General features: G+C 63.5%; 27 protein-coding genes. 14 read left to right on the top strand and 13 right to left on the bottom strand.

The genetic code is table 11. From position 1 onward, the window contains the following. Window positions 1–23 precede the first annotated feature (23 nt). A complete protein-coding gene (locus tag CXY71_RS05410; protein WP_104134648.1) occupies window positions 24–998 on the top strand; it encodes an NAD(P)-dependent alcohol dehydrogenase in 975 nt (324 codons plus the stop codon). Here CXY71_RS05410 and CXY71_RS05405 read toward each other — a convergent pair. Next, entirely contained in the window at window positions 970–1548 is a 579-nt protein-coding gene (locus CXY71_RS05405; RefSeq protein WP_199184221.1) for a CGNR zinc finger domain-containing protein, read from the bottom strand. The genes CXY71_RS05410 and CXY71_RS05405 overlap by 29 nt on opposite strands. 81 nt (window positions 1549–1629) lie before the next feature. Between CXY71_RS05405 and CXY71_RS05400 the strand changes: the two genes are divergently transcribed. Together CXY71_RS05400 and CXY71_RS05395 are read left to right on the top strand one after the other, a co-directional pair. Continuing rightward, window positions 1630–2619 carry a DMT family transporter gene (locus CXY71_RS05400; RefSeq protein WP_104134646.1) on the top strand — a complete coding sequence of 330 codons (990 nt, stop codon included), beginning with the start codon at window positions 1630–1632 and terminating at the stop codon, window positions 2617–2619. A gap of 108 nt (window positions 2620–2727) precedes the next feature. Then, window positions 2728–3381 (top strand): YigZ family protein, encoded by a 654-nt coding sequence (locus CXY71_RS05395; RefSeq protein WP_104134668.1) that lies wholly within the window; start codon window positions 2728–2730, stop codon window positions 3379–3381. 461 nt (window positions 3382–3842) lie between these two features. Here CXY71_RS05395 and CXY71_RS05390 read toward each other — a convergent pair whose 3' ends face one another. Then, window positions 3843–4385, bottom strand: a complete 543-nt coding sequence (locus CXY71_RS05390) for a GNAT family N-acetyltransferase (protein WP_104134645.1) — start codon at window positions 4383–4385, stop codon at window positions 3843–3845. Window positions 4386–4672: 287 nt separating this feature from the next. On the opposite strand from CXY71_RS05390, the gene CXY71_RS05385 reads away from it, so the two are divergent. Beyond that, a complete protein-coding gene (locus tag CXY71_RS05385; protein WP_104134644.1) occupies window positions 4673–4993 on the top strand; it encodes a hypothetical protein in 321 nt (106 codons plus the stop codon). 40 nt (window positions 4994–5033) lie between these two features. On the opposite strand, the gene CXY71_RS05380 is transcribed toward CXY71_RS05385, so the two are convergent. Continuing rightward, on the bottom strand, window positions 5034–6887 hold the full coding sequence (locus tag CXY71_RS05380; RefSeq protein WP_104134643.1) for a DEAD/DEAH box helicase: 1854 nt from the start codon (window positions 6885–6887) through the stop codon (window positions 5034–5036). A 216-nt stretch (window positions 6888–7103) separates the two neighbouring features. Between CXY71_RS05380 and CXY71_RS05375 the strand changes: the two genes are divergently transcribed. After that, window positions 7104–7430: a hypothetical protein gene (locus CXY71_RS05375; RefSeq protein WP_104134642.1), complete on the top strand. Its 327-nt coding sequence runs from the start codon at window positions 7104–7106 to the stop codon at window positions 7428–7430. Window positions 7431–8088: 658 nt separating this feature from the next. Next, a complete protein-coding gene (locus tag CXY71_RS05370; protein WP_104134641.1) occupies window positions 8089–8520 on the top strand; it encodes a VOC family protein in 432 nt (143 codons plus the stop codon). On the opposite strand, the gene CXY71_RS05365 is transcribed toward CXY71_RS05370, so the two are convergent. Beyond that, window positions 8517–9293: an alpha/beta fold hydrolase gene (locus tag CXY71_RS05365; protein ID WP_104134640.1), complete on the bottom strand. Its 777-nt coding sequence runs from the start codon at window positions 9291–9293 to the stop codon at window positions 8517–8519. The two genes, CXY71_RS05370 and CXY71_RS05365, sit on opposite strands and share 4 nt — an antisense overlap. A gap of 461 nt (window positions 9294–9754) precedes the next feature. Here CXY71_RS05365 and CXY71_RS05355 point away from each other — a divergent pair, with 461 nt between their 5' ends. Beyond that, the gene (locus CXY71_RS05355; protein ID WP_104134638.1) at window positions 9755–10156 is read left to right on the top strand and encodes an ankyrin repeat domain-containing protein; all 402 of its coding nucleotides are present in this window, start codon (window positions 9755–9757) and stop codon (window positions 10154–10156) included. A gap of 185 nt (window positions 10157–10341) precedes the next feature. Here CXY71_RS05355 and CXY71_RS05350 read toward each other — a convergent pair whose 3' ends face one another. After that, a complete protein-coding gene (locus CXY71_RS05350) occupies window positions 10342–11202 on the bottom strand; it encodes a 3-methyladenine DNA glycosylase (RefSeq protein WP_104134637.1) in 861 nt (286 codons plus the stop codon). 106 nt (window positions 11203–11308) lie between these two features. Between CXY71_RS05350 and CXY71_RS05345 the strand changes: the two genes are divergently transcribed. From CXY71_RS05345 to CXY71_RS05335, 3 genes are all read left to right on the top strand, one after another. Further along, complete coding sequence (locus tag CXY71_RS05345) at window positions 11309–11470, top strand: hypothetical protein (RefSeq protein ID WP_233204437.1); 162 nt, start codon at window positions 11309–11311, stop codon at window positions 11468–11470. Window positions 11471–11576: 106 nt separating this feature from the next. Then, window positions 11577–12047, top strand: a complete 471-nt coding sequence (locus tag CXY71_RS05340; protein WP_104134636.1) for an isoprenylcysteine carboxylmethyltransferase family protein — start codon at window positions 11577–11579, stop codon at window positions 12045–12047. 78 nt (window positions 12048–12125) lie between these two features. Beyond that, on the top strand, window positions 12126–13124 hold the full coding sequence (locus tag CXY71_RS05335) for an LLM class flavin-dependent oxidoreductase (protein WP_104134635.1): 999 nt from the start codon (window positions 12126–12128) through the stop codon (window positions 13122–13124). 165 nt (window positions 13125–13289) lie between these two features. On the opposite strand, the gene CXY71_RS05330 is transcribed toward CXY71_RS05335, so the two are convergent. Continuing rightward, the gene (locus CXY71_RS05330; protein WP_104134634.1) at window positions 13290–13949 is read right to left on the bottom strand and encodes a histidine phosphatase family protein; all 660 of its coding nucleotides are present in this window, start codon (window positions 13947–13949) and stop codon (window positions 13290–13292) included. A 122-nt stretch (window positions 13950–14071) separates the two neighbouring features. Here CXY71_RS05330 and CXY71_RS05325 point away from each other — a divergent pair, with 122 nt between their 5' ends. Next, window positions 14072–14398, top strand: a complete 327-nt coding sequence (locus CXY71_RS05325) for an antibiotic biosynthesis monooxygenase (protein WP_104134633.1) — start codon at window positions 14072–14074, stop codon at window positions 14396–14398. Window positions 14399–14421: 23 nt separating this feature from the next. Here CXY71_RS05325 and CXY71_RS05320 read toward each other — a convergent pair whose 3' ends face one another. The 4 genes from CXY71_RS05320 to CXY71_RS05305 form a co-directional block, all read right to left on the bottom strand. After that, window positions 14422–14715, bottom strand: coding sequence for a putative quinol monooxygenase (locus CXY71_RS05320; RefSeq protein ID WP_233204435.1), 294 nt, complete (start codon window positions 14713–14715; stop codon window positions 14422–14424). 31 nt (window positions 14716–14746) lie between these two features. Further along, window positions 14747–15202, bottom strand: coding sequence for a hypothetical protein (locus tag CXY71_RS05315; protein WP_104134631.1), 456 nt, complete (start codon window positions 15200–15202; stop codon window positions 14747–14749). Next, window positions 15199–16092 carry a DUF6545 domain-containing protein gene (locus CXY71_RS05310; RefSeq protein WP_146072750.1) on the bottom strand — a complete coding sequence of 298 codons (894 nt, stop codon included), beginning with the start codon at window positions 16090–16092 and terminating at the stop codon, window positions 15199–15201. The genes CXY71_RS05315 and CXY71_RS05310 overlap by 4 nt, the downstream gene beginning before the upstream one ends. A 125-nt stretch (window positions 16093–16217) precedes the next feature. After that, on the bottom strand, window positions 16218–16712 hold the full coding sequence (locus tag CXY71_RS05305) for a hypothetical protein (RefSeq protein WP_146071652.1): 495 nt from the start codon (window positions 16710–16712) through the stop codon (window positions 16218–16220). A 330-nt stretch (window positions 16713–17042) separates the two neighbouring features. Here CXY71_RS05305 and metH point away from each other — a divergent pair, with 330 nt between their 5' ends. Further along, complete coding sequence (metH, locus tag CXY71_RS05300) at window positions 17043–20660, top strand: methionine synthase (RefSeq protein WP_104134628.1); 3618 nt, start codon at window positions 17043–17045, stop codon at window positions 20658–20660. Window positions 20661–20796: 136 nt separating this feature from the next. Here metH and CXY71_RS05295 read toward each other — a convergent pair whose 3' ends face one another. Genes CXY71_RS05295 through CXY71_RS05285 form a run of 3 tightly spaced genes read right to left on the bottom strand, consistent with a single transcriptional unit; the run spans window position 20797 to window position 22020 of the window. Next, complete coding sequence (locus CXY71_RS05295) at window positions 20797–21249, bottom strand: hypothetical protein (protein WP_104134627.1); 453 nt, start codon at window positions 21247–21249, stop codon at window positions 20797–20799. Beyond that, on the bottom strand, window positions 21246–21746 hold the full coding sequence (locus CXY71_RS05290; protein WP_104134626.1) for a permease prefix domain 1-containing protein: 501 nt from the start codon (window positions 21744–21746) through the stop codon (window positions 21246–21248). The genes CXY71_RS05295 and CXY71_RS05290 overlap by 4 nt, the downstream gene beginning before the upstream one ends. Before the next feature lie 49 nt (window positions 21747–21795). Continuing rightward, window positions 21796–22020, bottom strand: coding sequence for a hypothetical protein (locus CXY71_RS05285; protein WP_104134667.1), 225 nt, complete (start codon window positions 22018–22020; stop codon window positions 21796–21798). A gap of 154 nt (window positions 22021–22174) precedes the next feature. On the opposite strand from CXY71_RS05285, the gene CXY71_RS05280 reads away from it, so the two are divergent. Together CXY71_RS05280 and CXY71_RS05275 are read left to right on the top strand one after the other, a co-directional pair. Then, window positions 22175–22531 carry a GntR family transcriptional regulator gene (locus tag CXY71_RS05280; RefSeq protein ID WP_104134625.1) on the top strand — a complete coding sequence of 119 codons (357 nt, stop codon included), beginning with the start codon at window positions 22175–22177 and terminating at the stop codon, window positions 22529–22531. Next, on the top strand, window positions 22528–22725 hold the full coding sequence (locus CXY71_RS05275; protein WP_104134624.1) for a hypothetical protein: 198 nt from the start codon (window positions 22528–22530) through the stop codon (window positions 22723–22725). Before CXY71_RS05280 ends, CXY71_RS05275 begins: the two co-directional genes overlap by 4 nt. Window positions 22726–22758: the final 33 nt, after the last annotated feature.

Below are 22758 nucleotides of genomic sequence, written 5' to 3'. Positions count from 1 at the left end.
CGCAGGCGGGTACGCTGTGCCGCATGAGAGCTGTCGTGTACCGCCACTATGGGCCGCCGGGCGTCGTAGAAATAGAGGATGCGCCGGTGCCGGTCGCGCAGGCCGGCGAACTGCTCGTGCGAGTAGTTACTAGCACGGTCAACCGTACGGACTGCGGATTTCTCAGCGGTAAGCCTCGCGTGGTGCGTTTGTTCAGCGGGCTGCGAGTGCCGCGGGCAACCATCCTGGGCTGCGAATTCGCCGGCTGGGTCGAGCAGGTCGGTGCCGGTGTCAGCTCGTTCACGGTCGGCCAACGCGTGTTCGGCTACGACGGCGTGAAATTCGGCGGGCACGCTGAATACGTCACGATTGCCGAAACCGGGCTCGTGGCCGAGATTCCGGCTGGGCTGTCGTTCGAGGAGGCAGCACCGATCGTTGAGGGTGCTCACTATGCGCTCAATATGATTCGCGCGGTGAACGTCACGCCGGGCCAGAAGGTGCTGGTCAATGGGGGTACCGGCGGCATCGGCTCCGCCGCTGTGCAGTTGTTCGTGCACTACGGTGTTCGGGTCACGGCGGTCTGCGCCACCGAACACCTGTCAACGCTGAAATCGCTCGGCGCCGAGCGGGTCGTGGACTACACCCGGGAAGATTTCACGGCCCTCGATGACGTGTTTGACGTCGTGGTCGACGCGGTCGGCAAGAGCTCCTTCGGGCGCTGCCGCCGGTTGTTGGTGCCGGGCGGAATCTACGTTTCTTCGGAACTCGGCGTCGGCTGGCAGAATCCGCTTCTGGCGCTGACGACGCCGCTGCTGCGCAGGAAACGCGTGCTGTTTCCCATTCCCAAAGACACTCGAGAAGACGTTTTGTTCCTGAAGGGGCTGGTCGAGACGGGTGATTTTCGGCCGCTGATCGACCGCAGCTACCCACTCGAGCAAATTCGAGAGGCGTATGCCTACGTCACGTCCGGTCAGAAGATCGGCAACGTCGTCATTCGTGTGCCGGCCGAGGCGGAATAGTCTCACCGGCTTTTCGCTCGCGGAAGGCGATCATGTTCATGCGGTTGCCACAGCGCACACTACAGAAACGCTTGGACCCATTGCGGGACAGGTCGAGGACCAGGCCGGTGCAGGAATCCGCTTCGCAGAGTCGCAGGCGGCTCATTTCGTTACTCCGGATCACGTCGATCAACGCCAACGCCGCCTCGACGCGCATGCGCTCGCCGAGCGGCGCTTCTGGCACGGTCGCGTGCAGGTGCCAGTCCGACACGTCGTGACGCGCGAGTTGGGGGAGGGCGCGAGCCTCGCGTAGCATTCGGTTGACCTCGATCACCGCGTCGTCGCGGCCCAAGGTCCACACCCGACGTAGCAGGGCACGGGTCTGCCGAACATCGCGCAGTTCGGCGTCATCCCCGTCGATGCGTCCGGTGAACGAAATTGGGGCGAGCAGTGCTGCCAGGTCGGCGAGCGTTTCGAGCTCGTCCAGGCCGCTCCGGGATGCACCGGGGTCGGTATCGCCAAGCGATACCACGAACTCCAGCGCCTCCTCCATGTCAGGGGCAAAATGCAAGTTGACTCCTTGTGAGTTCGGTCTTATCGTCAGTGGCGAAGGTAAGTTTAACCTATGACAGGCTCGATCGAAGGGTTTCCCATGAACCGGTCATCGATCCCCGGTGGTCTCGCCGTCGCGGTGCTCTCAGCCGTCTCGTTCGGCACCTCCGGTGCTCTCGTCAAGCCCCTGCTTGAGGCCGGTTGGTCGCCGGCTGCCGCCGTCACAGTTCGCGCCTTCACCGCCGGAATCGTGCTCCTGCCCCTGGCCGTCATGGCGTTGCGAGGGCGCTGGGGCGCACTGTGGCTCGGGCGCTGGAGGGTGCTCGGCATGGGCGTCGTCGGCGTGGCGTGCACCCAACTCGCCTACTTCGCCGCCATTCAGACCATCCCGGTCTCGACCGCACTGCTCATCGAATTTCTCGCCCCGCTCATTCTGGTCGGCGTCGCCTGGGCCGTTTCCAAGCGGATGCCCAGTCCGGCCGTGTTCCTCGGCTCGGCCCTCGCAGTCGGTGGCCTTGTACTGGTGATCGGGCCCGGAGCGATCCAGGCTGTCGACCCGATCGGCCTCACGTTCGCGTTTCTCGCCGCGATCGGTTGCGCCGCCTACTTCTACATTGCCGCGCGCCCGGACCGCGACCTGCCAGCCGCCGCGCTCGCGGCCTTCGGTCTGATCGTTGGCGGCATTATTCTCGGTCTGCTCGGGGCCACCGGCCTACTCCCGATCACGGCGACCTTTGGTGACCTGCCGCTGTTCGGCGCGATGGCACCGTGGTGGGTGCCTCTGGTTCTACTCGTGATCGTCAGCACTGCCGTCGCGTACGGCACCGGAATCACGGCGGCCGGCGTGCTCGGCTCCCGGCTCGCGTCCTTCGTCGGACTGCTCGAGGTGGTCTTCGCCTCACTGTTTGCCTGGCTGCTGCTCGGCGAGCAGCTCAGCCCGCTGCAGTTAATCGGCGGGCTGCTGATCCTCGGTGGTATTGCGGCGGTGCGGTCCGAGCGGGTCGAGGCCTTGCCAAAGAACGAGCCGCTCCACGACGAGCCCGCGACCGTCGGTCGCGGGGAAACGAGGGCAGCGGCATCCGCTCACTGAGCCGTTAGCCGTTAGCCGTTAGCCGTTAGCCGTTAGCCGTTAGCCGCTGACCGCGACGAGGTGGCGCTCAAAACCGGACGCGGGCCGTGGATGCGGGAGACTGGACTCATGTCTGATCTCACCCTGCGCGGCGGCGTCGGCAGCCGCGTTGACACTGAGATCGAGGTCAAACGGTCTCGGTTTCTCTGCCGGCTGGTGCGCACCGAAACCGAGGATGCTGCGCACGCTGCCATCGAAGAAGCCCGCTCGGAGCATTGGAAGGCACGCCACCATTGCTCGGCGTTCGTGCTCGGTCCGGGCGGTGCTACCGACCAGGTGCGTCGGTCGAATGATGACGGTGAGCCGTCGGGAACGGCGGGCCGGCCCATGCTTGAGGCATTGACCGGACGTGGTTTCGTCGACTGTGTGGCCGTTGTCACGCGCTATTTCGGGGGCACGCTGCTTGGTGCCGGCGGCCTCGTGCGCGCCTACTCTGAGGCCGTGCTGACCACGATCGACGCGGCGCAGTCCCGCAGGCTCGTCGTCGGGCGTGAACGCCGCGAACTCTTCACGCTCGCGCTGTCCCATGCGGATGCCGGTCGCATCGAGGCCGAGCTGCGCCAGCGGGGCGTGCTCGTGCTCGGCACGGACTACGGGCGTGAAGCGGTACTCCGACTGGCCGATGATAACGCCGATCGGCTCGCTGCGGTCGTGGCGGGGGTGACGGCCGGAGGCGCCGAACTCGAATCGGTCGGCCACGAATGGATCGACGCCCCGGCTTGAACCCACGTCCCTGGTTGCAGAGCGCGATATCGTCGAGCCAGGCATCGTGGACGTTGCCGGCTCAAAAAACCCCTCGCCCTAACGAAAGGAGCTTCATGGCTCTCCGCCACGATCTGACCACCGAGCCCACCCTGCAGGCTGACCTTGTGCAGCGGCGCCTCAGCACAGCCTTCTTCGCTCGCTCGCACCCTCGTACGCTCGCTGAGCTCGACGATGTCGAGCTGGACGACACATCGTTGCTCCCCGATTGGAGTCGGCGTCACGTTGTCTGTTATATAGCCTCGCCCCGCTCCGCGCTGGCTCTGAGACGCTTCGTTCTGCGATTCGCGCTGCCTATCGCGCAATGCCTGTCGCAACCGCGGGGACTACGAGCGAATAGGCAAATTTTGCTTGGGATACCAGATGGAAATCTTCGCGGATGCGAATGGCACTGCCGGTTCCGACCGTCAACTCGCGTCGGGCTACCCGCTCAGAATGTGCTGAAACAGCAGGTGGTCCTGCCACCGTCCCGCGATCTTGAGATACTTTTCGGCGACCCCGATCGGTTCGAAACCGACCTTGCGCAGCACGGCCTGCGAGCGAGCGTTGTGCAGGAGGGTTCCGGCCTCGAGGCGATGCAGGTCAAGGTCGTCTCGACTATGCGAGACCAGCTCGTGCATGGCAGCCGTGGCCAGGCCCTGACCGGCATGATCCTGATCGACCCAGTACCCCACGCTCGCGCTCTGAAAGGGGCCGCGCACGATCCCAGACAACGTCACTTGGCCAACCACGGTGTCTTTTTTGACCATCACGAGCGGGTAGCCGGTTCCGACGGCGAGCTGCGCCAAACGACCTCCCAAAATGCTGGTTTGGGCCTCCAACGTAAAGAAGGTGTCTTCGCGTTTTGGATCCCACGGTGCCAGGTATTTGCGGTTGCGCCGAAAGGCATCGAGGACAGGCGCGACGTCGTGCACGGTCAGCAGTCGGAGGGTCGTGTCGTTCGAGATCGAGACGGAGTAGGGCATCCGTCGATCGTATCGGGCGCGTGTCTCCGCCGGTCGCCGACGGTGACGACGAACTGCGGGGTTCGCACTGCACCACCAGCAGCGACGCAGCATTATGGCGCGCGCGGCCGCGACGCTCGCAGCCATGACCTAGGGCGAACGCCGCCGCACCCGTTCTCGCTGACCCTGCTGCGCAGCGCACGATCGAGCGGAAGGTTGGGCGCATGATGTTGGGCCGATGCTGATGGATGTCGCTGCTCCCCTTGCCGCTTCGCGTGACGTTGGACAGCCCACGAGAAAGTCGCTCCATGACGAAAATAACTGAATCGGGCCTATCGGCCGCGAGCACCGAGGCCCTGAGCGTGCAAGCGCTCCACGAAATACTCGAACAGCGATTCAACGGCAAGACCTGGTCGCTCAACGAAATGGCGATCGGCTATACCAATGACGTCGGGTACATCGGGCGGCTGTTGCTCGCCCACGACGGAATCTGGCCGATCGACGGAGACGCGACCGCCGGGGTCAAGCACAAGCTGGCCGAGTCACTCTGGTGGTCCTTCGTACTCGCGAACAAACTCGACATCGACATCGACATCGACGAGGCACAGGCACAGGCACAGGCACACTAAAGCACCCCCGTCGCAAACGACGAGGGTGCTGTGAGCGGATCTAGTATTCGCGGCGCGGAGCGCGCGGCGGGCGGTCGCCCTGCTCGGCAGAGCGCGAAGCCCCACTCTTGTCGGCACGCAGCTCAATCAGCTTGCCGCTGATGCGGGTATTCTCCAGCTTGGAGAACACGTCGCCCGCCAGGTCGGCGGGGAGCTCGACCAGCGAGAATTCCGGCAAAATCTTGATGTGGCCGAAGTCGTCGCGGCTCAGGCCACCCTCGTTAGCGAGCGCGCCGACGATCTGACGGGGCTCCACCTTGTGACGCTTGCCGACCTCGATGCGGTACTGCGCCATCGGCTTGCCGCTGGAGCGCACCGGGCGTTCACTGCGCACGGGCCGGTCGTCGCGGGCGCCGTAGCTACCGCGGTCATTGCGGCTGCCGCGGTCGTCTCGATTGAACCGGTCCCGACCGCCGCGCTCTGGCCGATCGCCGCGCTGCTCGGAGCGTTCGACCCGCTCGTCGCGTTCGAGGCGCTGCTGGGCGCGAACATCCTCGGCCGAGAGCAGCAGGGGAGTCTCGCCCTGTCCGACGACGGCGAGGGCCGCGGCCACATCGACCTCGGGCACGTCGTGGTGGGACACGTAGTGCGCGATGATTTCGCGGAACTTGCTGATCCGGTCGGTCTCGTCGAGTGCTGCCGTGATGGCATCGTCGAAGCGGGTGAGGCGCGTCACGTTGACGTCCTCAACGCTCGGCAGCTGCATCTGGGTCAGCGGCTGGCGGGTGGCCTTCTCGATCGCGGAGAGCAGTCGACGCTCGCGCGGCGTGACGAAGCTGATCGCTGCGCCCGAGCGGCCGGCGCGGCCGGTACGGCCGATGCGGTGCACATAGGACTCGGTATCGATCGGAATGTCGTAGTTGACGACGTGGCTGATGCGTTCCACGTCGAGGCCGCGAGCGGCGACATCCGTTGCAACGAGGATGTCGAGCTTGCCGCTTTTGAGCTGGTTGATCGTGCGTTCGCGCTGCACCTGCTGCACGTCGCCGTTGATCGCCATGGCGGAATAGCCGCGCGCACGCAGTTTCTCGGCCAGTAACTCGGTCTCGTTCTTGGTGCGGGCGAAGATGATCATGCCCTCGAAGTTCTCGACCTCGAGAATGCGGGTGAGCGCGTCCAGCTTCTGCGGGTAGGACACCATCAGGTAGCGCTGGGTGGTGTTCGCGCTCGTTGTGGTCTTGCTCTTGACCGTGATCTCTTCGGGATCGTGCAGGTACTTCTTGGAGATGCGGCGAATCTGCGCTGGCATGGTGGCCGAGAACAGGGCGACCTGCTTGTCGTCCGGGGTGTCGGCGAGAATGGTCTCGATGTCATCGACGAAGCCCATGTTGAGCATCTCGTCGGCCTCATCGAGTACTAAAAATTTCAACTCCGAGAGGTCGAGGGTGCCCTTGGCGAGGTGGTCCATGATACGACCGGGAGTACCGACGACGATGTGCACGCCGCGACGCAGGGCCGACAACTGCTGGCCGTAACCCTGTCCGCCATAGACCGGCAGCACGTGCACACCGCGCATGTGAGCAGCGTATTTCTCAAACGCCTCACAGACCTGCAGTGCAAGCTCACGCGTGGGCGCGAGCACGAGTGCCTGCGGGTTCTTCTGGGACAGGTCGAGCCGGTTCAGAATCGGCAGTGCGAACGCAGCCGTCTTGCCGGTGCCGGTCTGAGCGAGTCCGACAACGTCGCGACCCTCCAGCAGTGGGGGAATAGTGGCGGCCTGAATGGCCGAGGGGGTTTCGTAGCCGACGACTTTAAGCGCCTTGAGCATGGCGTCATTGAGTCCGAGATCGGCAAATGTCTTGGTTGCAGTGGCAGTTTCTGCCTCGTTCTGTGCTGTGGTGTCTGGTGCGGTCATAATACCAACGGTAGTCGAAGACGGGGCCCCCGGTGTAGAGGCTCGTTGATGACCTTTAAAGCGGATGCCGCCGGCCGCAGCATCCGCCTTTCTGCCGCACTCAGCAACGGCATGCTCGAGCTCGCCTGAACGGTCTGGGCCGAGCGAACGGGGCACTACCGGCACCATACTCACTCGGTATCGATCAACAACGACTCAATCAATCTTGACCACCGGATGAGTTTGTCGATATCCAGCACGAGCGTCCGTTTTCTCTTGCCGGCCGACGTCGCCGAACTCAATATCAGCACCGTGCGGTATGGCCTGTACGGCGAAGACTTCACAGTGGGCGGCACGGCATCGCTCGACGCCCAAAAGCGCAGCGTCACTATCGCCCTGTCAGCCGGATTCTTCGCCGTGACGCCAGGTCATCGGCCCTTGATCGGCCCGTCGGACGAAAACGGTGATCCACTGCATGCCGCTGGTTACTACCGGGTGGCGTTTTCGGGGCCGAACCATCGGCGCAGCCGCCGCGGGTGGGCTTTCCCTCCGGGGACAGCCTGAAAGCCAATCTGATTCTGGAGCGCGGTACGAGTGTCGGCGAGCGTACTCCTGCCCTCAGCTTCGCTTGCGGAAATGTTGATGTGGCGAGACAGATCGTTCTTGGATCAGACCTGAACAATGACTCGTTCATCAACATCCCCTTGCCTATGCAGCGTCCGCCGATGGCAGCAAACTCAGACTCACCATTCGTGACCGCGCGGGGTCGACTCCTAACATCAATAAACAGCCAGGGGTAGCACCGTTGATCGCAATGACCATGACAACTGGCGTCTTGTTCGGCGGCGTGGGAGACGCCGACTAGGTCGCCGTGTATGCGCCCGTTCGCACGGTACCGGGGGCCGTGACGGTCGGACGACCGATCACGGAAAAGGCATCCGCTCCGGTGCGCTGGACGGCGCCCACCAACGGCAGAGCAGCTATTCTCGGCTATCGGGTGTGTGCCTACACGGGCGGAAAGTTGGCGACGACCAAACTCGTGGTCGGTCGGACGCAATCGGTGGTGGTGGCGGACTCGGGAACGGTACCGCGTAAACCTTCGACGTGGCGGCGGTCGATAAAGCCGGCATCGGACCGGTCGGGAAACGCTCGGCGACGGTTACTCCCCGGGGTCAGTTCGGGTGTATTTTTAATCCACAGTCTCTTCTGGGAGAATCGCCTTATGGAACAACGAGTGCACTTCATCACCCTGGCCACGAGCGACCTCGAGGCGGTGCGCAGGTTTTATCGCGACGGCCTCGGCTGGGCGCCGCTCATGGACGTTCCCGGTGAGATCGTGTTCTTCCAGGTCGGACCCGGCTTGATGCTCGGGTTGTTCGAGGCCGAGAAATTCGACGCGGACCTGCAGCTTGAACACACGACGACCGGCGCGACCGGCGTTACCCTCTCGCACAACGTTGCGAGCCGGGACGAAGTCACCACGACGGTTGCGGCAATGGCGGCCGCCGGCGGTACGGTGCTGAAACCGGCCCAGGACGGCGCGTTTGGCGGCATCTTTCACGGCCAGGTCGCCGACCCGAACGGTGTCATCTGGGAGATCGCGCACAACCCGGGCTGGCACGTTGACGACGACGGAACAGTCTCGCTCGGCTAAGCCGTCAAGAAGGCAATCGCCGTCTCGCGGAAGGGCCGCGAGGTGGGTGCATTGAAGTGGTTGCGCCCGGGGATCTCGAAGAAACTGCCGTGCGGCGCGGCCTCAGCCAGTGCCCGCGAAGCGTCCAGAATGCTGTCCTCGCTGCCGGTCGCGAACAGCAGTGGCTGCTCCGGGGCATTCTCGCGGCCGGGCTGCGGGCCGCCGCGCATGCCTTCAACCAGGGCGACGAGCGCCGTAAGATCGTTGCCCGGCAGTGACTTCGCCATCTTGAGGTAGGTGCCGGTGAGGCGGTCGGTGACGTCGGCGCCGTGTTCGAGGTGGGCGCGGGCATCCGCTATCTGAAAGCGTTTGAGCGGGTCACCGTCGGGGATGCCGCCGAGAACGGCGTGAGTGATGCGGCCGCCAAGATCGCGGGAGGCCTGCCAGCCGACCCGGGCACCGAGTGAGTAGCCGACGTAACGCACCTCGGTAAGCAGGTACGCGTCGAGTACTGCTTCAACGTCGGCGACGAGCAGTTCCATCGTGTAGGCGTCAGGGGAGTGCGGTTTATCGCTTGCTCCGTGGCCGCGCTGGTCGATGCCAATCACGTGAAAGCCCGCCCGGACCAGGTCGCGGGTCCACCCGGTGGCGTGCCAGTTGGCGATCGCGCTGGAGGCGAAGCCGTGTACCACGAATACTGTCGGGAGCTCGGGGTCGCCGAGCTCGTAGGTGGCCAGCTGCACGCCGTCCGGCGATAAAACGAAAAGGTGCTCGGGGGCGGTTCGGTGCAACATTCCCCTATTCCACCACGGATACCGCGACACCGGTTCCCCAGATTTGCTCGGACTAATGAATTCTGTCGGGCATCCCCTCGATCCCGACTCGTACCCGCGCGCCGCATAATCAAATAAACAATATGGCTGCGTAAACGAAACGTTTACTGAGGAATATATTGTTTTAGTTGTGGACCTTTCTGCGAATCCCTTTAGTCCTCGTGCTGGAAGAGTTCCGCCGGTATTTTTGTGAGGATGGCCTTATCGCTCACGCCCGCGTTCTCCGGGTCCTGGCACAAATCGGGCGAACAGGTCGGCGAGTACAACGACAACGGAATCGGCGGCTGGGTCTGGGTGAGTGTGGCATCGACCAGGAAAGGTCGCCAGCGTGGTCGGTGTTGGTCGCCGAATCGTGCCTTTTTCACGATCACGCGCAGCCGCCAGTTACGCTGGACACACGGTTTAACGAGCAGGAGCAGTCAGTGAACGAGAACACATCCGGGCCGATCCCGCAGGTCATCGAGGGTGTTTTTGACCTCGCCCGCGACGGCTTGACCGGCCCGCTGGGTGAAATGCTCGACGCCGGGGTGCCCATCAATACGCTCAACCCGCGCAAAGACACGCTGTTGATCGTTGCGACCTATCAGCAGCACCTCGAGACCGTCGCTGACCTGCTTCGCCGCGGGGCGGACGCATCCGCTATTAATGCGATGGGCCAGACCGCCATCTCGTGCGCGGTCTTTCGCAACAATGAGGCTATTCTGCGATTGCTCCTTGAAGCGGATGCCGACCCTCGCCTCGGCACGCACAGTGGCGTTGCCATCGCCGACCAGTTCGGGCTGCCGCGCCTGCGCGAGATCATCGAGTCGTTTCTGCGCGACTGACCGGGTAGGTGGAGTTACTCGGAAAACTCTGCATAGTTCCAACATCGCTCCTCACGCCGCACAACGTCGGTGAGTTCACCATAACCGGTGAGTTGACGCTGCTGCGCTGTCGTCCGCCGATGCCTAATCAGGCGCAATAGTCCGATCTGATCTGATCTGATCTGATCTGAGGAGCAAGCGCTGCGTCAGCCGAGCAACTTCACCACGCGGCCGCGCAGCAGGTTGCTGCGCGCGGTGAAGCCGCGCTGCCGGCGCACATACTCGGCCTTGCCTGCGGCGGTCTCGACCTCGACCGGCTCATAGCCCCAGTCGGCGAGGTCGTATGGTGAGGCCTCCATGTCGAGCTGGCGAATGTCGCGCGCCAGCTCGAAGGAGTCGAGCAGAATCTCGCCGGGAACCAGAGGGCCGAGCTTGATCACCCATTTGTAGATGTCCATGCCGGCGTGCAGGCAACCGGGCTGCTCCATCACCGGCTGATTCTCCCGCGACGGTTGCAGCTGGTTGAGCGGCAGTGCTGCCGGGGTGAAAAACCGAAACGCGTCGAAGTGGCTGCAGGTGATGCGGTTGTCGTCGACGACGGCGTCGGTATCACTCTGCCCGAGTCGCAGCGGAGCGACGTGCCGGTGCTCACCCTGGCGGTAGACCATCGCCCACTCGTGCAGACCGAAACAGCCAAAGTGGGCCGGCCGTTCCCGGGTCGCGGCGAGGAGTGAACCGATGAAGTGGATGACGCGCTCATTTTTTGCGAAGAAGGCGGCGACATCCACTTGACTGTCGCTGCCCGTGCTGCGGTACCACTTCCACGTTGCGCGAGGAAGATCGGCCGCGCCCTGGAGCAGCACGTCTGCGCCGGGATGCCATCGGCGCAGCAGGCCTGGGCGAAAAGGGTAGTAGGTGAACAGAAAATCGTCGACCGGATGCGTCTGGCCGGTTGCCGCGCGTTCCCGGCGGCCACGAGTGAAAGCGTCAGAGCGTTCCTCGTGGGACTGTTCGAGGCCCCGCCAATCGGTGGGCTCGAGGGTTTGGGTCTGTTCAGTACGTTGCACCCGTCGACACTACGCCGTCAACCGTGATGATGCTGGCGGCCCACGCCAACGGCGGGCAGCACGACGACTGACCCCGGACCCCCTTACATCAACGTCGTCATCGCCGATGCAGACCGGTCTGTCTTTCCTGTCGATGATCGCCATGCTCGTGCTGGCCGCGCAGCTGTCGACGAACATTTTTATGCCACGATTCGGGCCCAAGATTCTGGTGCCGATCGGCATAAGCCCGGTCGCGATCGGCATGTTTATCTCACACGCCTCGACCTGAACAGCGCGTACTAAATCGACGTGCGATCGCCGCTGATGATCATCGGGCCGCTGATCTGGCATCAGCCTGCCTGGGCCCGCTACCAGCCTGGGCGTACTCTCAGACCATGAAACGTGCACTCGCACTCGGTCTGGTCGGCACACAATTCCTGCTGCTGGGGGCATTAGCCTTCTTGCCACACGGCTCTCTCTGGTCGGCTAGCCTTGGTATCATTGTGGCGGCGATCGCGTTAGGCCTGATCGGCGCCGCGCTCGCGGTACTCGGTGTCATCGGCCTGGGCCCGGCGCTTTCGGCGAGTCCGATTCCGCGCGAGAATGCCCCGCTCATCACCGGCGGTGTATACGGGCTCATTCGCAGCCCGATCTACGCGGGACTCCTGACTGGCGGCATCGCACTCGTGCTGGTCGGGGCATCCGCTTGGCATATTGTGGCGTGGATCGCGCTGGTCGGTCTGCTCTCGGTGAAAGCGCGTTGGGAAGAGCGGATGCTCGTGGCCGAGCATCCCGACTACCGCTCCTACGGCGCGCGGGTCGGGCGATTCGTGCCGGGTATCGGCCGGCTGGCCGAGCGCGGCTGACTCGAGCATCGATTCGCCTCGTCCGAGCCCATTTCGGGCACCGGGTAACGATTTGCGCGTGAAAGCGTTGCCCCCAGTATGACTATTCCGCTTTCCATACTTGACCTCGCTCCGATTGCCCCCGGGCAGACCGCTCGGGAGAGCTTTGCAGCGAGCGTCGCTCTCGCCCAAGCCGCCGAAAAACATGGGTATGAGCGCGTCTGGTACGCCGAGCACCACAATATGGCTAGCATCGGATCGTCGGCCACGAGCATTCTGATCGGCCACGTCGCCGGGCAGACCAGCACGATTAGGCTTGGATCTGGCGGCGTTATGCTACCCAACCACTCACCACTGGTGATCGCGGAACAGTACGGCACCCTCGCCGAGCTGTACCCCGACCGCATCGACCTCGGCCTTGGCCGGGCGCCCGGCAGCGACCAGAACACCGCTCGGGCGATGCGCCGCGACCCGCGCGCCTCCGACCAGTTTCCGCAGGACGTCATGGAACTGCAGGCCTACCTGCGCGGCCAGTCGATCGTGCCCGGCGTGCAGGCCGTCCCCGGTGCCGGCACCAACGTTCCGCTCTACATTCTCGGCTCGTCGCTGTTTGGCGCCGGCCTCGCCGCTGCACTCGGCCTGCCATACGCCTTCGCCTCGCACTTCGCGCCCGATGCGCTGCACGAGGCTATCGCGCTCTATCGCCGCGACTTCACGCCCTCGGAGCAGCTCGCCGCCCCGCACCTCATCATCGCCGCCAACGTGATCGCGGCCGATGAGAAAGCGGATGCTACCCAGCAGTTTGAGACGACCCGCCGCATTCGGGTGCGCGGCATGCTCTCCCGCGGTCCGGCTGCGCCCGAGTACAGCGACGACCAGATCGACGTCTTTCTGACGACCCCCGAGGGCCGAAACATCGCCAACATGATGCGGTATTCTGCCGTCGGAACGGCGGACGAGGTGCGCGCCTATCTCGAGGAGTTCGCCGAGGGGACCGGGGCCGACGAGCTGATTCTGGCCCACCAGTCGCCGCTGATCGAGGAACGCCTGCGCTCGGTCGTACTCACTGCAGATGCGATGAATCTCGTCGCGGCCTAGATTGGTGTGATGACCCCGGATGAGCTCGGCGACCACGTGCCCGCCGAACTCGCCCGGCAATTCCTGCGCGACAGCTACGCCCTCGTACGCCCCCGCGGGCCCCGGGCCAAGCAGCAGTAGATTCCCGGAGACTGCTCACCTTTAGCGCTGGCGACCTGCGCGAGGTCAGTCAACGAGCGGTTCGCCCAGTGGGTCGGCCGCGCTGAGGTCGGCCAGCGCCATGCCGCCGACCGGGAGGCCTGCCCACGACAGCAGGGTCCAGCCTCGCTCGGGCGAGCCGGTGAGCTCTACCACGCCGGTGTTGTCCAGCTCGTTCTCACTGGCAAAAGAGGGCGGCACGTTCTGAGCGCGCGCTGCCGTCCAGACCCGAATCGCCGCGCCATGGCTGAATATCGCTGCCACTTCTGAGCGCCCCGCTGCCGTTGCAATGTCAGCGTCGTACCGACGCAGAAAATCATGGCCGTCGTGAGCACCCGGAATCCGCTTATCAAGATTGCCGGAAGCCCAAGCCAACGCGGTCTCCAGATAGGTACGAACGGATGCCCGATCGCGCAGCCCCTCCAGCGACCCGGCTTCGATCTCGTGCACACCCTCGGCGACCTGCAGCTCGAGGCCGCGATCGGCGGCGAGCGGATGCGCCGTCAGCTGGGTGCGCAACAGCGTCGAGACAAAAATGGCGTCGATCGGGTCGGAGCGCAGTGCATCGGGAATGGCGGCGGCCTGGCGCATACCGAGATCGGTCAGCCCCGGGCCGGGATGCGCGGTGTCGAGCCGCCCGAGAACGTTGCCGGGAGTCTGGCCATGGCGGATCAAAAGAAGTCGCATAGTCCTTCCAGCATAAGCAACCCATCTGAGCGGCAGAGCCGTGTGATGCGCGGCCGCAGCCGGCTGCGGAGAGTGGCAGCATGGGACACACACCCACAAGCGTTCGAACAGAAAGCAGTCCCATGACGATCATCAAAATCAACGCCATCACCGTGCCGCGCGATGGCGGCAACGAGCTCGCCCAGCGCTTCGCCGCCCGCGCCGGTGCCGTCGACGACCGCCCCGGTTTTGAGGGCTTCGAACTTCTCAAGCCGACCGATGACCGGCTGACGTGGCTTGTCATTACCCGCTGGGCCGACGAAGAATCCTTTCAGGCGTGGCTCGCGTCCCCGTCCTTCGCCCACGGACACCGCAGCGAGACACCGAAAGAGGGAGAGCCGGCTGCGCGCCCGGTCGGTGTGAGTAGTGAGCTGTGGTCCTACGCCATCGCCGGTGGCACCAGGCGCTGACGATCTCCGATCGGGCTGCTGCGTTAGATATCCAGGGCGATCTCGAACTTGGTCAGCAGGGGTGGACCGGTCAGGATTGCTCCGAGGGGTGATTTTCCCGGCCCGGCTCGAAAGGTACGATAGGCGGCGTCGTGCTTCAGTGACGCCCACTTCTCCACGAGTACGAAGTGGGTGGGGTCTTCGGTATCGACGAGGACATCCACGCCGAGACATCCGTTGAAGGCTCTGGTAGCGATGAGCGTCTCGTGCAGTACGTCTGGAGCGACAGCGAGTGACTGGGTTTTCACGTGGATGTCGAGAAAAGCGGTGATAGGCACGAAAAGCTCCTTGCGGTTGAGGGTGGGACCACTATTCGTGATCTCTTGAATCGGCAGGTGGATCGGGAGTGTCGCTTTCGAGCAGATCGGTGATCGACTGCAGGGTCTCGGGGGAGACATCGCCGAGCATCCGGGCAGCGAAGCTCACCACGCGTGCAACGCGCAGGCTCTTCACGAAGGCGAGTTGAGCGTCTACCCGTTCGGGCAGGTCGCCATCGGAGCCGAGCATGTACTCCGGAGGGATGCGGAAGAACTCGGCAATGCCGGTCAGTAGTGCCGGATCGGTGACGAGCGGACCTTCGCCGGTGATCATGTATGCCCAGCGGGCCCGGGAGAGGGTCAGGCCGCGTTCCTTCAACCCCGCTTCGAGTTGGCGATAGGTGTGCGGAGTATTTCCCTCGGCGACAACGACGTCGAGCAGCAAATTGAGTTTGCGCGCCAATTCCAGCTGCGGACTCACTGCACCGGAGTTGGGGGTGGCAGTCATTGCGGCGTTCCAACGACGGGAGTGTGATTGGTTGGCGACGGAGCCTGCGTGCGCACCTCGGCCAAGTCGATCAGGGTCCGTTCGGCCGGACTGACGGCCTGCTCGGGGTGAAGCAGCAAGCTGTCCCGAATCTCGACGTGCCGTCGATAAAGGTGCGCGCCGGGCCCACGCACGACGAGTAGCTGAAGCGGTGACAGCGCTCGTTCGATGCTGAGTTCGGGAGTGTCGGCCAGGAGGCGTTGCCACAACGGTGTGATGCGCAACAAGAGCCCACGGTCGCGAAAGTTCCGTCCGCTGGCGGTTATCCCGTCGACGGTGGCGGTGAGTCCCAGGCCGACCCCGAGACTGATGGGTGAGCAGAGTAAGACCACTCTCTGTACAAATTCCCGCCAGTTCGGCATGACATAGCTCGGGTCGAGAACGGTCTGCACTGCGCCGACGAGACTGTTCACGGCATAAATAAAAATGCAGAGGCATCCGAGGGTCATGATTGCGCGGGCAACCTGGGTGACCGTCCAGGGCTGGGTACGTAGATCATTCAGGCACGCATAAGACACCGAGACGGAGAAGAGTGCGATGGTGACCCAGGTCGTCGATGCGTAGGCGGTGTAACTCCACTCGGCGATAAACGACTGGGAGATATTGTTCATCGCGTGCCAGTCACTAGTGAAGAACAGGACGGCCTGAAGTGCGATGACCAGACCCGCGACAAGGGCGGTTGTCATCTTTCGTTTCGGTGTGATTCCGGAGGCAGATACCGCCTCCTGAACCATCACGTCGGCCAGGCCAACGGTGACGATCGCCAAGGCATGGAACAGGAAATAGGTGGTATTAGCGCCGCCCAGAAGCGAATCGACCGCGTCGTAAACCGGCTTTGGCTGAAGACTCATGGTAAGGGCGAAAGCCGTCAGGAACCACAAAAGCGACCGCCGGCTTCCCTTGATAGCCGACGGCAGACAGAGGATCGCCGCTAGCCAGAGGGTGGCGGACGCGGTGATGAGGATTGTCGTTTGCACTAGAGAACCCGACCGAATCCGGTGCGGGTGCCGTGGGCAGCCTCTGGCGCATCCTCGAGAATGATGAGGGCCAGTCGATCGCCGATGGCCTCCGCCAGTGCTTCCTGCTCATCGGTGAACTGGCTGCGCGAGAGCGCGTATGTGATGGCATCCATTGGAATCAGCGGAGCGAGCAGCGCGACTCGCTCCACCGAGAGCAGCTCTTGTTTCTGATTGAGAATCATGTGGCCGAACTCGTGATTGATGAACTGCTGACGGTGCACCAGGGAGGTGGTCGGTGCATGATAAATGCGCTCAAAATCCTCCCCGGCCACGGCAATCCACAGCCCGCAGAGCCCCGCCTCAAGCATGCTGGGGGTTGCGCTTTGCACCACGATCTTCTTACCGCGCATCGATTCCATGTGCCGGTGCAGCAATTCAGCCGTCAGTGGGCGGGGAAGACCGAGGTCAGACACTATCGTGTGTGCCCGTTTCTGCCGTGATTCGTAGCTCATGCAATACCCCCTACTAGCTCGTTTAGCCTACCCCTCAGTGGGATTGACCAGCGCGAGTATTTACCCGGCCCAGATAGAGTTACGATAGACATGTCTAACGTGGGTCCTCGGGGGAGGATCGGCCAGGGCATTGCTCGATAATGGGTGGCAACGCGGGGGCTCCAGTACCGGTGTCGTGCACACGGTACGACCACCATTCATCGAGCGGGCCCTGGCTCCACGTAGATGTTGTGTTCTCGAATCAAGCAGATTCATCGGGCCCGGGCCCGCACGCTAAGAATCGTTACGCCCCCGCCTCGGAGTGTCGGTGCGCGCAGTTAAGCTGTGCGCATGAGCACTGTGCGAACTACTGTCGCTGAAACCTCCATCGCTGCGGCGCGCCCGGCTCGATCCCAAGCGCTGCTGGATGCCGTCACTTCCAGCGTCGTCATCGCCGACGGCGCCATGGGCACCATGCTGCAGGAGCACAACCCCACCCTCGACGACTACCAGCAGCTCGAGGGCTGCAACGAGATCCTCAACGTGAGCCGGCCCGACATCATCGCGGCCATTCACGACGTCTACCTCGAAACCGGCATCGACGCCATCGAGACCAACACCTTCGGTGCGAACTGGTCGAACCTCTCGGACTACGGAATCGAAGATCGCATCGAAGAGCTCGCTCGGCTCGGCGCCGAGATCGCCCGCGCCAGCGTTGAAGCTTTCGAAGCGCGGGACGGCCGGGTGCGCTGGGTCCTCGGCTCGATGGGCCCCGGCACCAAGCTGCCTAGCCTTGGCCACACCACCTATGCCAACCTCAAGGCTACCTTCGCCGAGCAGGCGCTTGGCCTGATCAGTGGTGGCGCTGACGCCTTCCTCATCGAGACCTCGCAGGACCTGCTGCAGACCAAGAGCGCGGTGAACGGATGCAAGCAGGCCATTAGCGAGACCGGCATCCGCTTGCCGATTTTCGTCGAGGTGACGGTGGAGACCACCGGAACCATGCTGATGGGCAGCGAGATCGGCGCCGCGCTGACCGCGCTTGAGCCACTCGGCATCGACGCTATCGGCTTGAACTGTGCGACCGGGCCGACCGAGATGAGCGAGCACCTGCGTCACCTCTCGAAGTTTTCGCGCGTGCCCGTCATCTGTATGCCCAACGCGGGCCTGCCCCAACTGACGAAGACCGGCGCGAGCTATCCGCTGACGCCCGACCAGCTGGCCATGGCGCACGAACAGTTCGTGAAAGAGTTCGGGCTGGGCCTGGTCGGCGGATGCTGCGGCACGACCCCCGCACACATGACCGCGGTGGTCGAACGGTTGCGTGGTGTCACGGTGAAACCCCGCACCCTCGAACAAGACCCGGGTGTCGCAAGTCTGTACCAGCACGTCAGTTTCGACCAAGACAGCGCCTTTCTCGCCATCGGGGAACGCACCAACGCCAACGGCTCCCGGGCTTTTCGCGATGCCATGCTCGCTGAAAACTGGGGCGACTGCGTCGATATCGCGCGCAGCCAGGTGCGTGACGGCGCCCACCTGCTTGACGTCTGCATCGACTATGTAGGCCGTGACGGCGTCGCCGATATGAAGCAGGTGGTCTCCCGACTGGCCAGCGCTTCGACCCTGCCGCTCGTCGTCGACTCCACCGAGCCCGCCGTGTTGCAAGCCGGCATGGAACTGATTGGCGGCCGGCCGGTCGTGAACTCGGTCAACTTCGAAGACGGAGAGGGACCCACGTCACGGTTTGGCCGAATCATGCCGCTCGTCAAGGAGCACGGCGCCGCCGTGATCGCCCTCACCATCGACGAAGAGGGCCAGGCCCGCACCGCCGAACACAAGGTGCGCATCGCCACCCGCCTGGTCGACACCCTCGTGAACGTGTGGGGTATGCGGGTCGAAGACATCATCGTCGACGCGTTGACCTTTCCCATCGCGACCGGCCAGGAAGAAACCCGCCGCGACGGCATCGAGACCATCGACGCTATTCGGCAGATCAAGGCCAAGTATCCCGGCATCCACACCACACTCGGCGTCTCGAACGTGTCGTTCGGGCTCAACCCCGCCGCCCGTTCGGTGCTGAACTCGGTCTTTCTGCACGAAGCCACGGAGGCCGGCCTTGACTCGGCCATCGTCAACTCGGCCAAGATCGTGCCGCTCGCCTCGGTGCCCGCCGACCGCCGCAAGGTTGCCCTTGACCTGGTCTGGGACCGCCGCGAATACGACGCCGAGGGAACCCTCACCTACGATCCGTTGGTGGCCCTGCTCGACCTGTTCGCCGGCGTCGACTCCGCCGCCCTGAAAGACGAGCGCGCCGCCGAACTCGCCGCCCTTCCGGTGGGCGAACGCCTGGAACGACGCATCATCGACGGTGAGGCCAAGGGTCTCGAGGCTGACCTCGACCTTGCTCGAGCCGGGGGATTGAGTGCCCTCGATATCGTCAACGTGCACCTGCTCGTTGGCATGCAGGTCGTCGGTGCCCGCTTCGGCAGTGGCGAGATGCAACTGCCGTTCGTGCTGCAATCCGCCGAGGTGATGAAGGCCGCCGTCGCCCTGCTTGAGCCGCACATGGAGAAATCCGAAGCGGCCGGCAAGGGCACGATCGTGCTCGGCACCGTGCGCGGCGACGTGCATGACATCGGTAAGAACCTCGTCGATATCATCCTGACCAACAACGGTTACGACGTGATCAATATCGGTATCAAGCAACCGATCAACGAGTTCATTCGTGTTGCCGAGGAGAACAACGCCGATGTCATCGGCATGAGCGGACTGCTTGTGAAGTCGACCGTGGTTATGAAAGAGAACCTGCTCGAACTCGAGTCGCGCGGACTCGCCGGTAAATGGCCCGTTCTGCTCGGCGGGGCCGCCCTCACCCGCTCGTACGTCGAGGACGACCTCGATAGCGTCTTCGCCGGGCAGGTGCGTTACGCCCGTGACGCTTTCGAGGGCCTAGCCCTGATGGAACCGCTCGTGGCCATCGCCCGCGGCGCCGACCCTCTTTCGGTGGGTCTGCCGGCGCTCAAGAAGCGCATTCACAAGAAAAGCCTGCTCACCCTCACCGAGCCGGAGGAGATGCCCGGGCGTTCCCAGGTCGCTGCCGACAACCCGATTCCGGTGCCGCCGTTCTGGGGCACCCGCATCGTCAAGGGCGTTGCCCTCGCCGACTTCTCCGCGTTTCTGGACGAACGCGCTACATTCATGGGGCAGTGGGGGCTCAAGCCGAGCCGCGCCGAAGACGGCGCCAGCTACCAGGAACTCGTCGACACCGTCGGGCGTCCCCGTTTGCGTTACTGGCTTGACCGTATCCTGGGCGAGGGAATGCTCGATGCCTCGGTGGCCTACGGCTACTTCCCCGTCGTTGCCGAGGGCGACGACATGGTCGTGCTGCACCACGGCGACGACCCCACTGGTTTGGTCGGCCGGGCCGGTCTGCTCGCTCCCGACGGCGGTTCCGGCGGCGAGCTCGGCACCGACCGGTTGCGGTTCAGCTTTCCTCGGCAGCGCCGCGACAAGCACCTGTGCCTGGCCGACTTCGTGCGCGGACGCGCGACCGGGCAAACGGATGTCGTCGCCCTCCAGCTTGTCACCGCCGGGGCCCACGTCGACGAGGTCACGGCCAAAATGTTCGCTGAGAACCAGTACCGCGACTACATGGAACTCAACGGGCTGACCATGCAACTGACCGAGGCGCTTGCTGAGTACTGGCACTCGCGCATCCGCTCGGAATTCGGTGTGGGCGGCGAAGACCCGAGCGACATCGCCGGCATGTTCAAGCTGGAGTATCGCGGAGCCCGCTTCTCGCTCGGCTATCCGGCCTGCCCCGAGATGGAGGACCGACGCAAGGTGGTCGAACTTCTCAAGCCGGAGCGGATGGGGGTGGTTCTGTCGGAGGAACTCCAACTGCACCCCGAACAGTCGACCGACGCGTTCGTGTTTCACCACCCCGAGGCGAAGTACTTCTCGGTTTAGGTGAGCGGCGGTGGGTTGAACGGCGCGGTAGCTGTTGCCCTAGATTGCTTGACTACGAGGGCATTCTTGAAGAGTAGCGCCTTGGTTGTTGGCAACTCTAAGCACCCGGTCATGCATTCTGGGGTCAAGCTACCGTTTAGCGGTTGGATGTTCGAGCTGTCCTGCGCCAACCGATAGCGATACTCCAGCTTGCGAATCCGACAATCGTAAAACCAGCGATCAGTGCCAGGCTTCGCGGCATGTCAGTGCTTGCACTGTACTCGGTGGCGGCCAGAATCAATTCCGGGTTGATCAGTTCGCCCCTCCCGAGGAGGGTGGTCATCAGGCTCATGAACAGGATGGCCAGGGTGGTATTCCCGATCGCCATGGCTGTGGTCCAGTGCCCGGCAATAAAGATCTTGATCGATAGCGCCGCCCGCGCTGCTATCAAGACGTACAGTCCGCTGATCGACCAGGGCCACAGAGCCGGGTTGAGGATCGCTACCGGTTCGGCGTCCAAGCGTGCCGAGCCTTCGAGGCTATCCCAGAGCACCGCCACTGCCACGAGGGTGAGGACAGTGAGTGAGGCAATGAAGTCTCCATGGTTCACGTGACTACTTCGCTGCTCCGGAGGTGATCCACGTTCCAGTGAGCTGCGGTGGTGATACCAATGCGCTCGAGGACGGCGAAGACGAGGGTTACCCAGAAGGCGACAGGCACGCCGACGGAAAGCCCAGCGGGGATCCCGGTGGCGATGATCTCGCCGATGGAATCATTCGAGAATGATTCCACAAGAGCGGCGCCGATGAAGGTGATTAGTGGAAGGGTAGTGAGAAGAATCCTGAGTAGCCGCGCCCAAGTGAGGTAGTGCCGGGGGCCGATCAGGTGCAGCGGGCGGTCGCCGTAGCCAGCGGCGAGGAGCGCGGGGTCGCCGAGCTCGGTCAACACCGCGCGTTCGGCATCCGCTCGCTGCACGCCTTGTTCGATTCGAGCGTCGAGGGCATCCGCATTAGACGCTTCGAGTTCAGCCCGCACGTCACCTTCCGATGCTGCGCCGAGGTTTTTAGTCGTCCCGGTGATGTAGCGCTGGGTGAGTGTGGCGGTCATCTCAGGTCTCCGTTTCGGTAAGGGACGCGAGCGCGGTGGTTAGCGAATGCTATTTGGCGGTGAGGGTCGTGGCGAGACGGATGCCAGCGGACGAAGTGCAGTAGAACTTCCGCGGCCGGGCCTCTTCGGTATTCCATTCGCTGGTCAGATACCCTAGTTTTTCCAGCAGCTTGTAGCCGTATCCAGCTGTCTGGAGAAGCTGTAGACAGGCGAGCACCACGGTTCCACGGCGCACCTCCTGCAAATGGGTGTCGAGAGTATCGGCATCGTTCATGCTGCTCACGTTGCTGTGTGCCACACACTATTGTCAAAGGCGCTGTATTTCGGTGGTGCGATGTTACGTGAGACGTCGGCAGTTGGATGCATCGGCTCTCGACCACAGGACGTTGTTATTTCATAAGCTCGATTGTTCTAGTAACGTTACTAACATGTTGTTCGTGGTGGATGCATCTTCGTCGGTATCGCTGGCGGAGCAGATTGCCGTGCAGGTGCGTTCCGGGGTAGTGAGCGGTGACCTGAGGCCGGGGGACCGGCTGCCTCCGGCACGTGATCTGGCGAAGTCCTTGCGAGTGAACATGCACACGGTGTTGCGCGCATATGCGGAGCTCCGAAACGACGAGGTGATTGAGATGCGTCAGGGGCGCGGGGCGTTCGTGCGCAAGGATGCTGGCGCCGGGCTTATTCACGTGACTGAGCTGGCGGCTCAGTTGATGCACGAGGCGCGAAAGCTGGGGTTGACCCAGTCAGACATTTTGCGATTGATCCAGAGGGGTGGAATGGCATGAGTGACAAGACTGTGAGTGCCGAGATGGTTCGGAGGGTGCTGGCCGGGGCATCGTTGTGCGTACCGGTGTTGGTGGTGATCATCTCGTGGTGGGTCTGGCGAGATAGCCTTCCCGCTGAGCTCGCCTCACATTGGTCGGGTGCGGGGCCGGAACTTGTCAAGGCGGATGAGACCAGTGGGAGTTTAGGCGGCTAGTTCGAGGCGGTCATTCTTGGTGGGTTTGTCGGC

It is taken from the genome of Cryobacterium sp. Y62, assembly GCF_002929785.1.
Classification (GTDB): Bacteria; Actinomycetota; Actinomycetes; order Actinomycetales; family Microbacteriaceae; genus Cryobacterium.
This window is presented reverse-complemented; position numbering and strand designations above follow the sequence as displayed.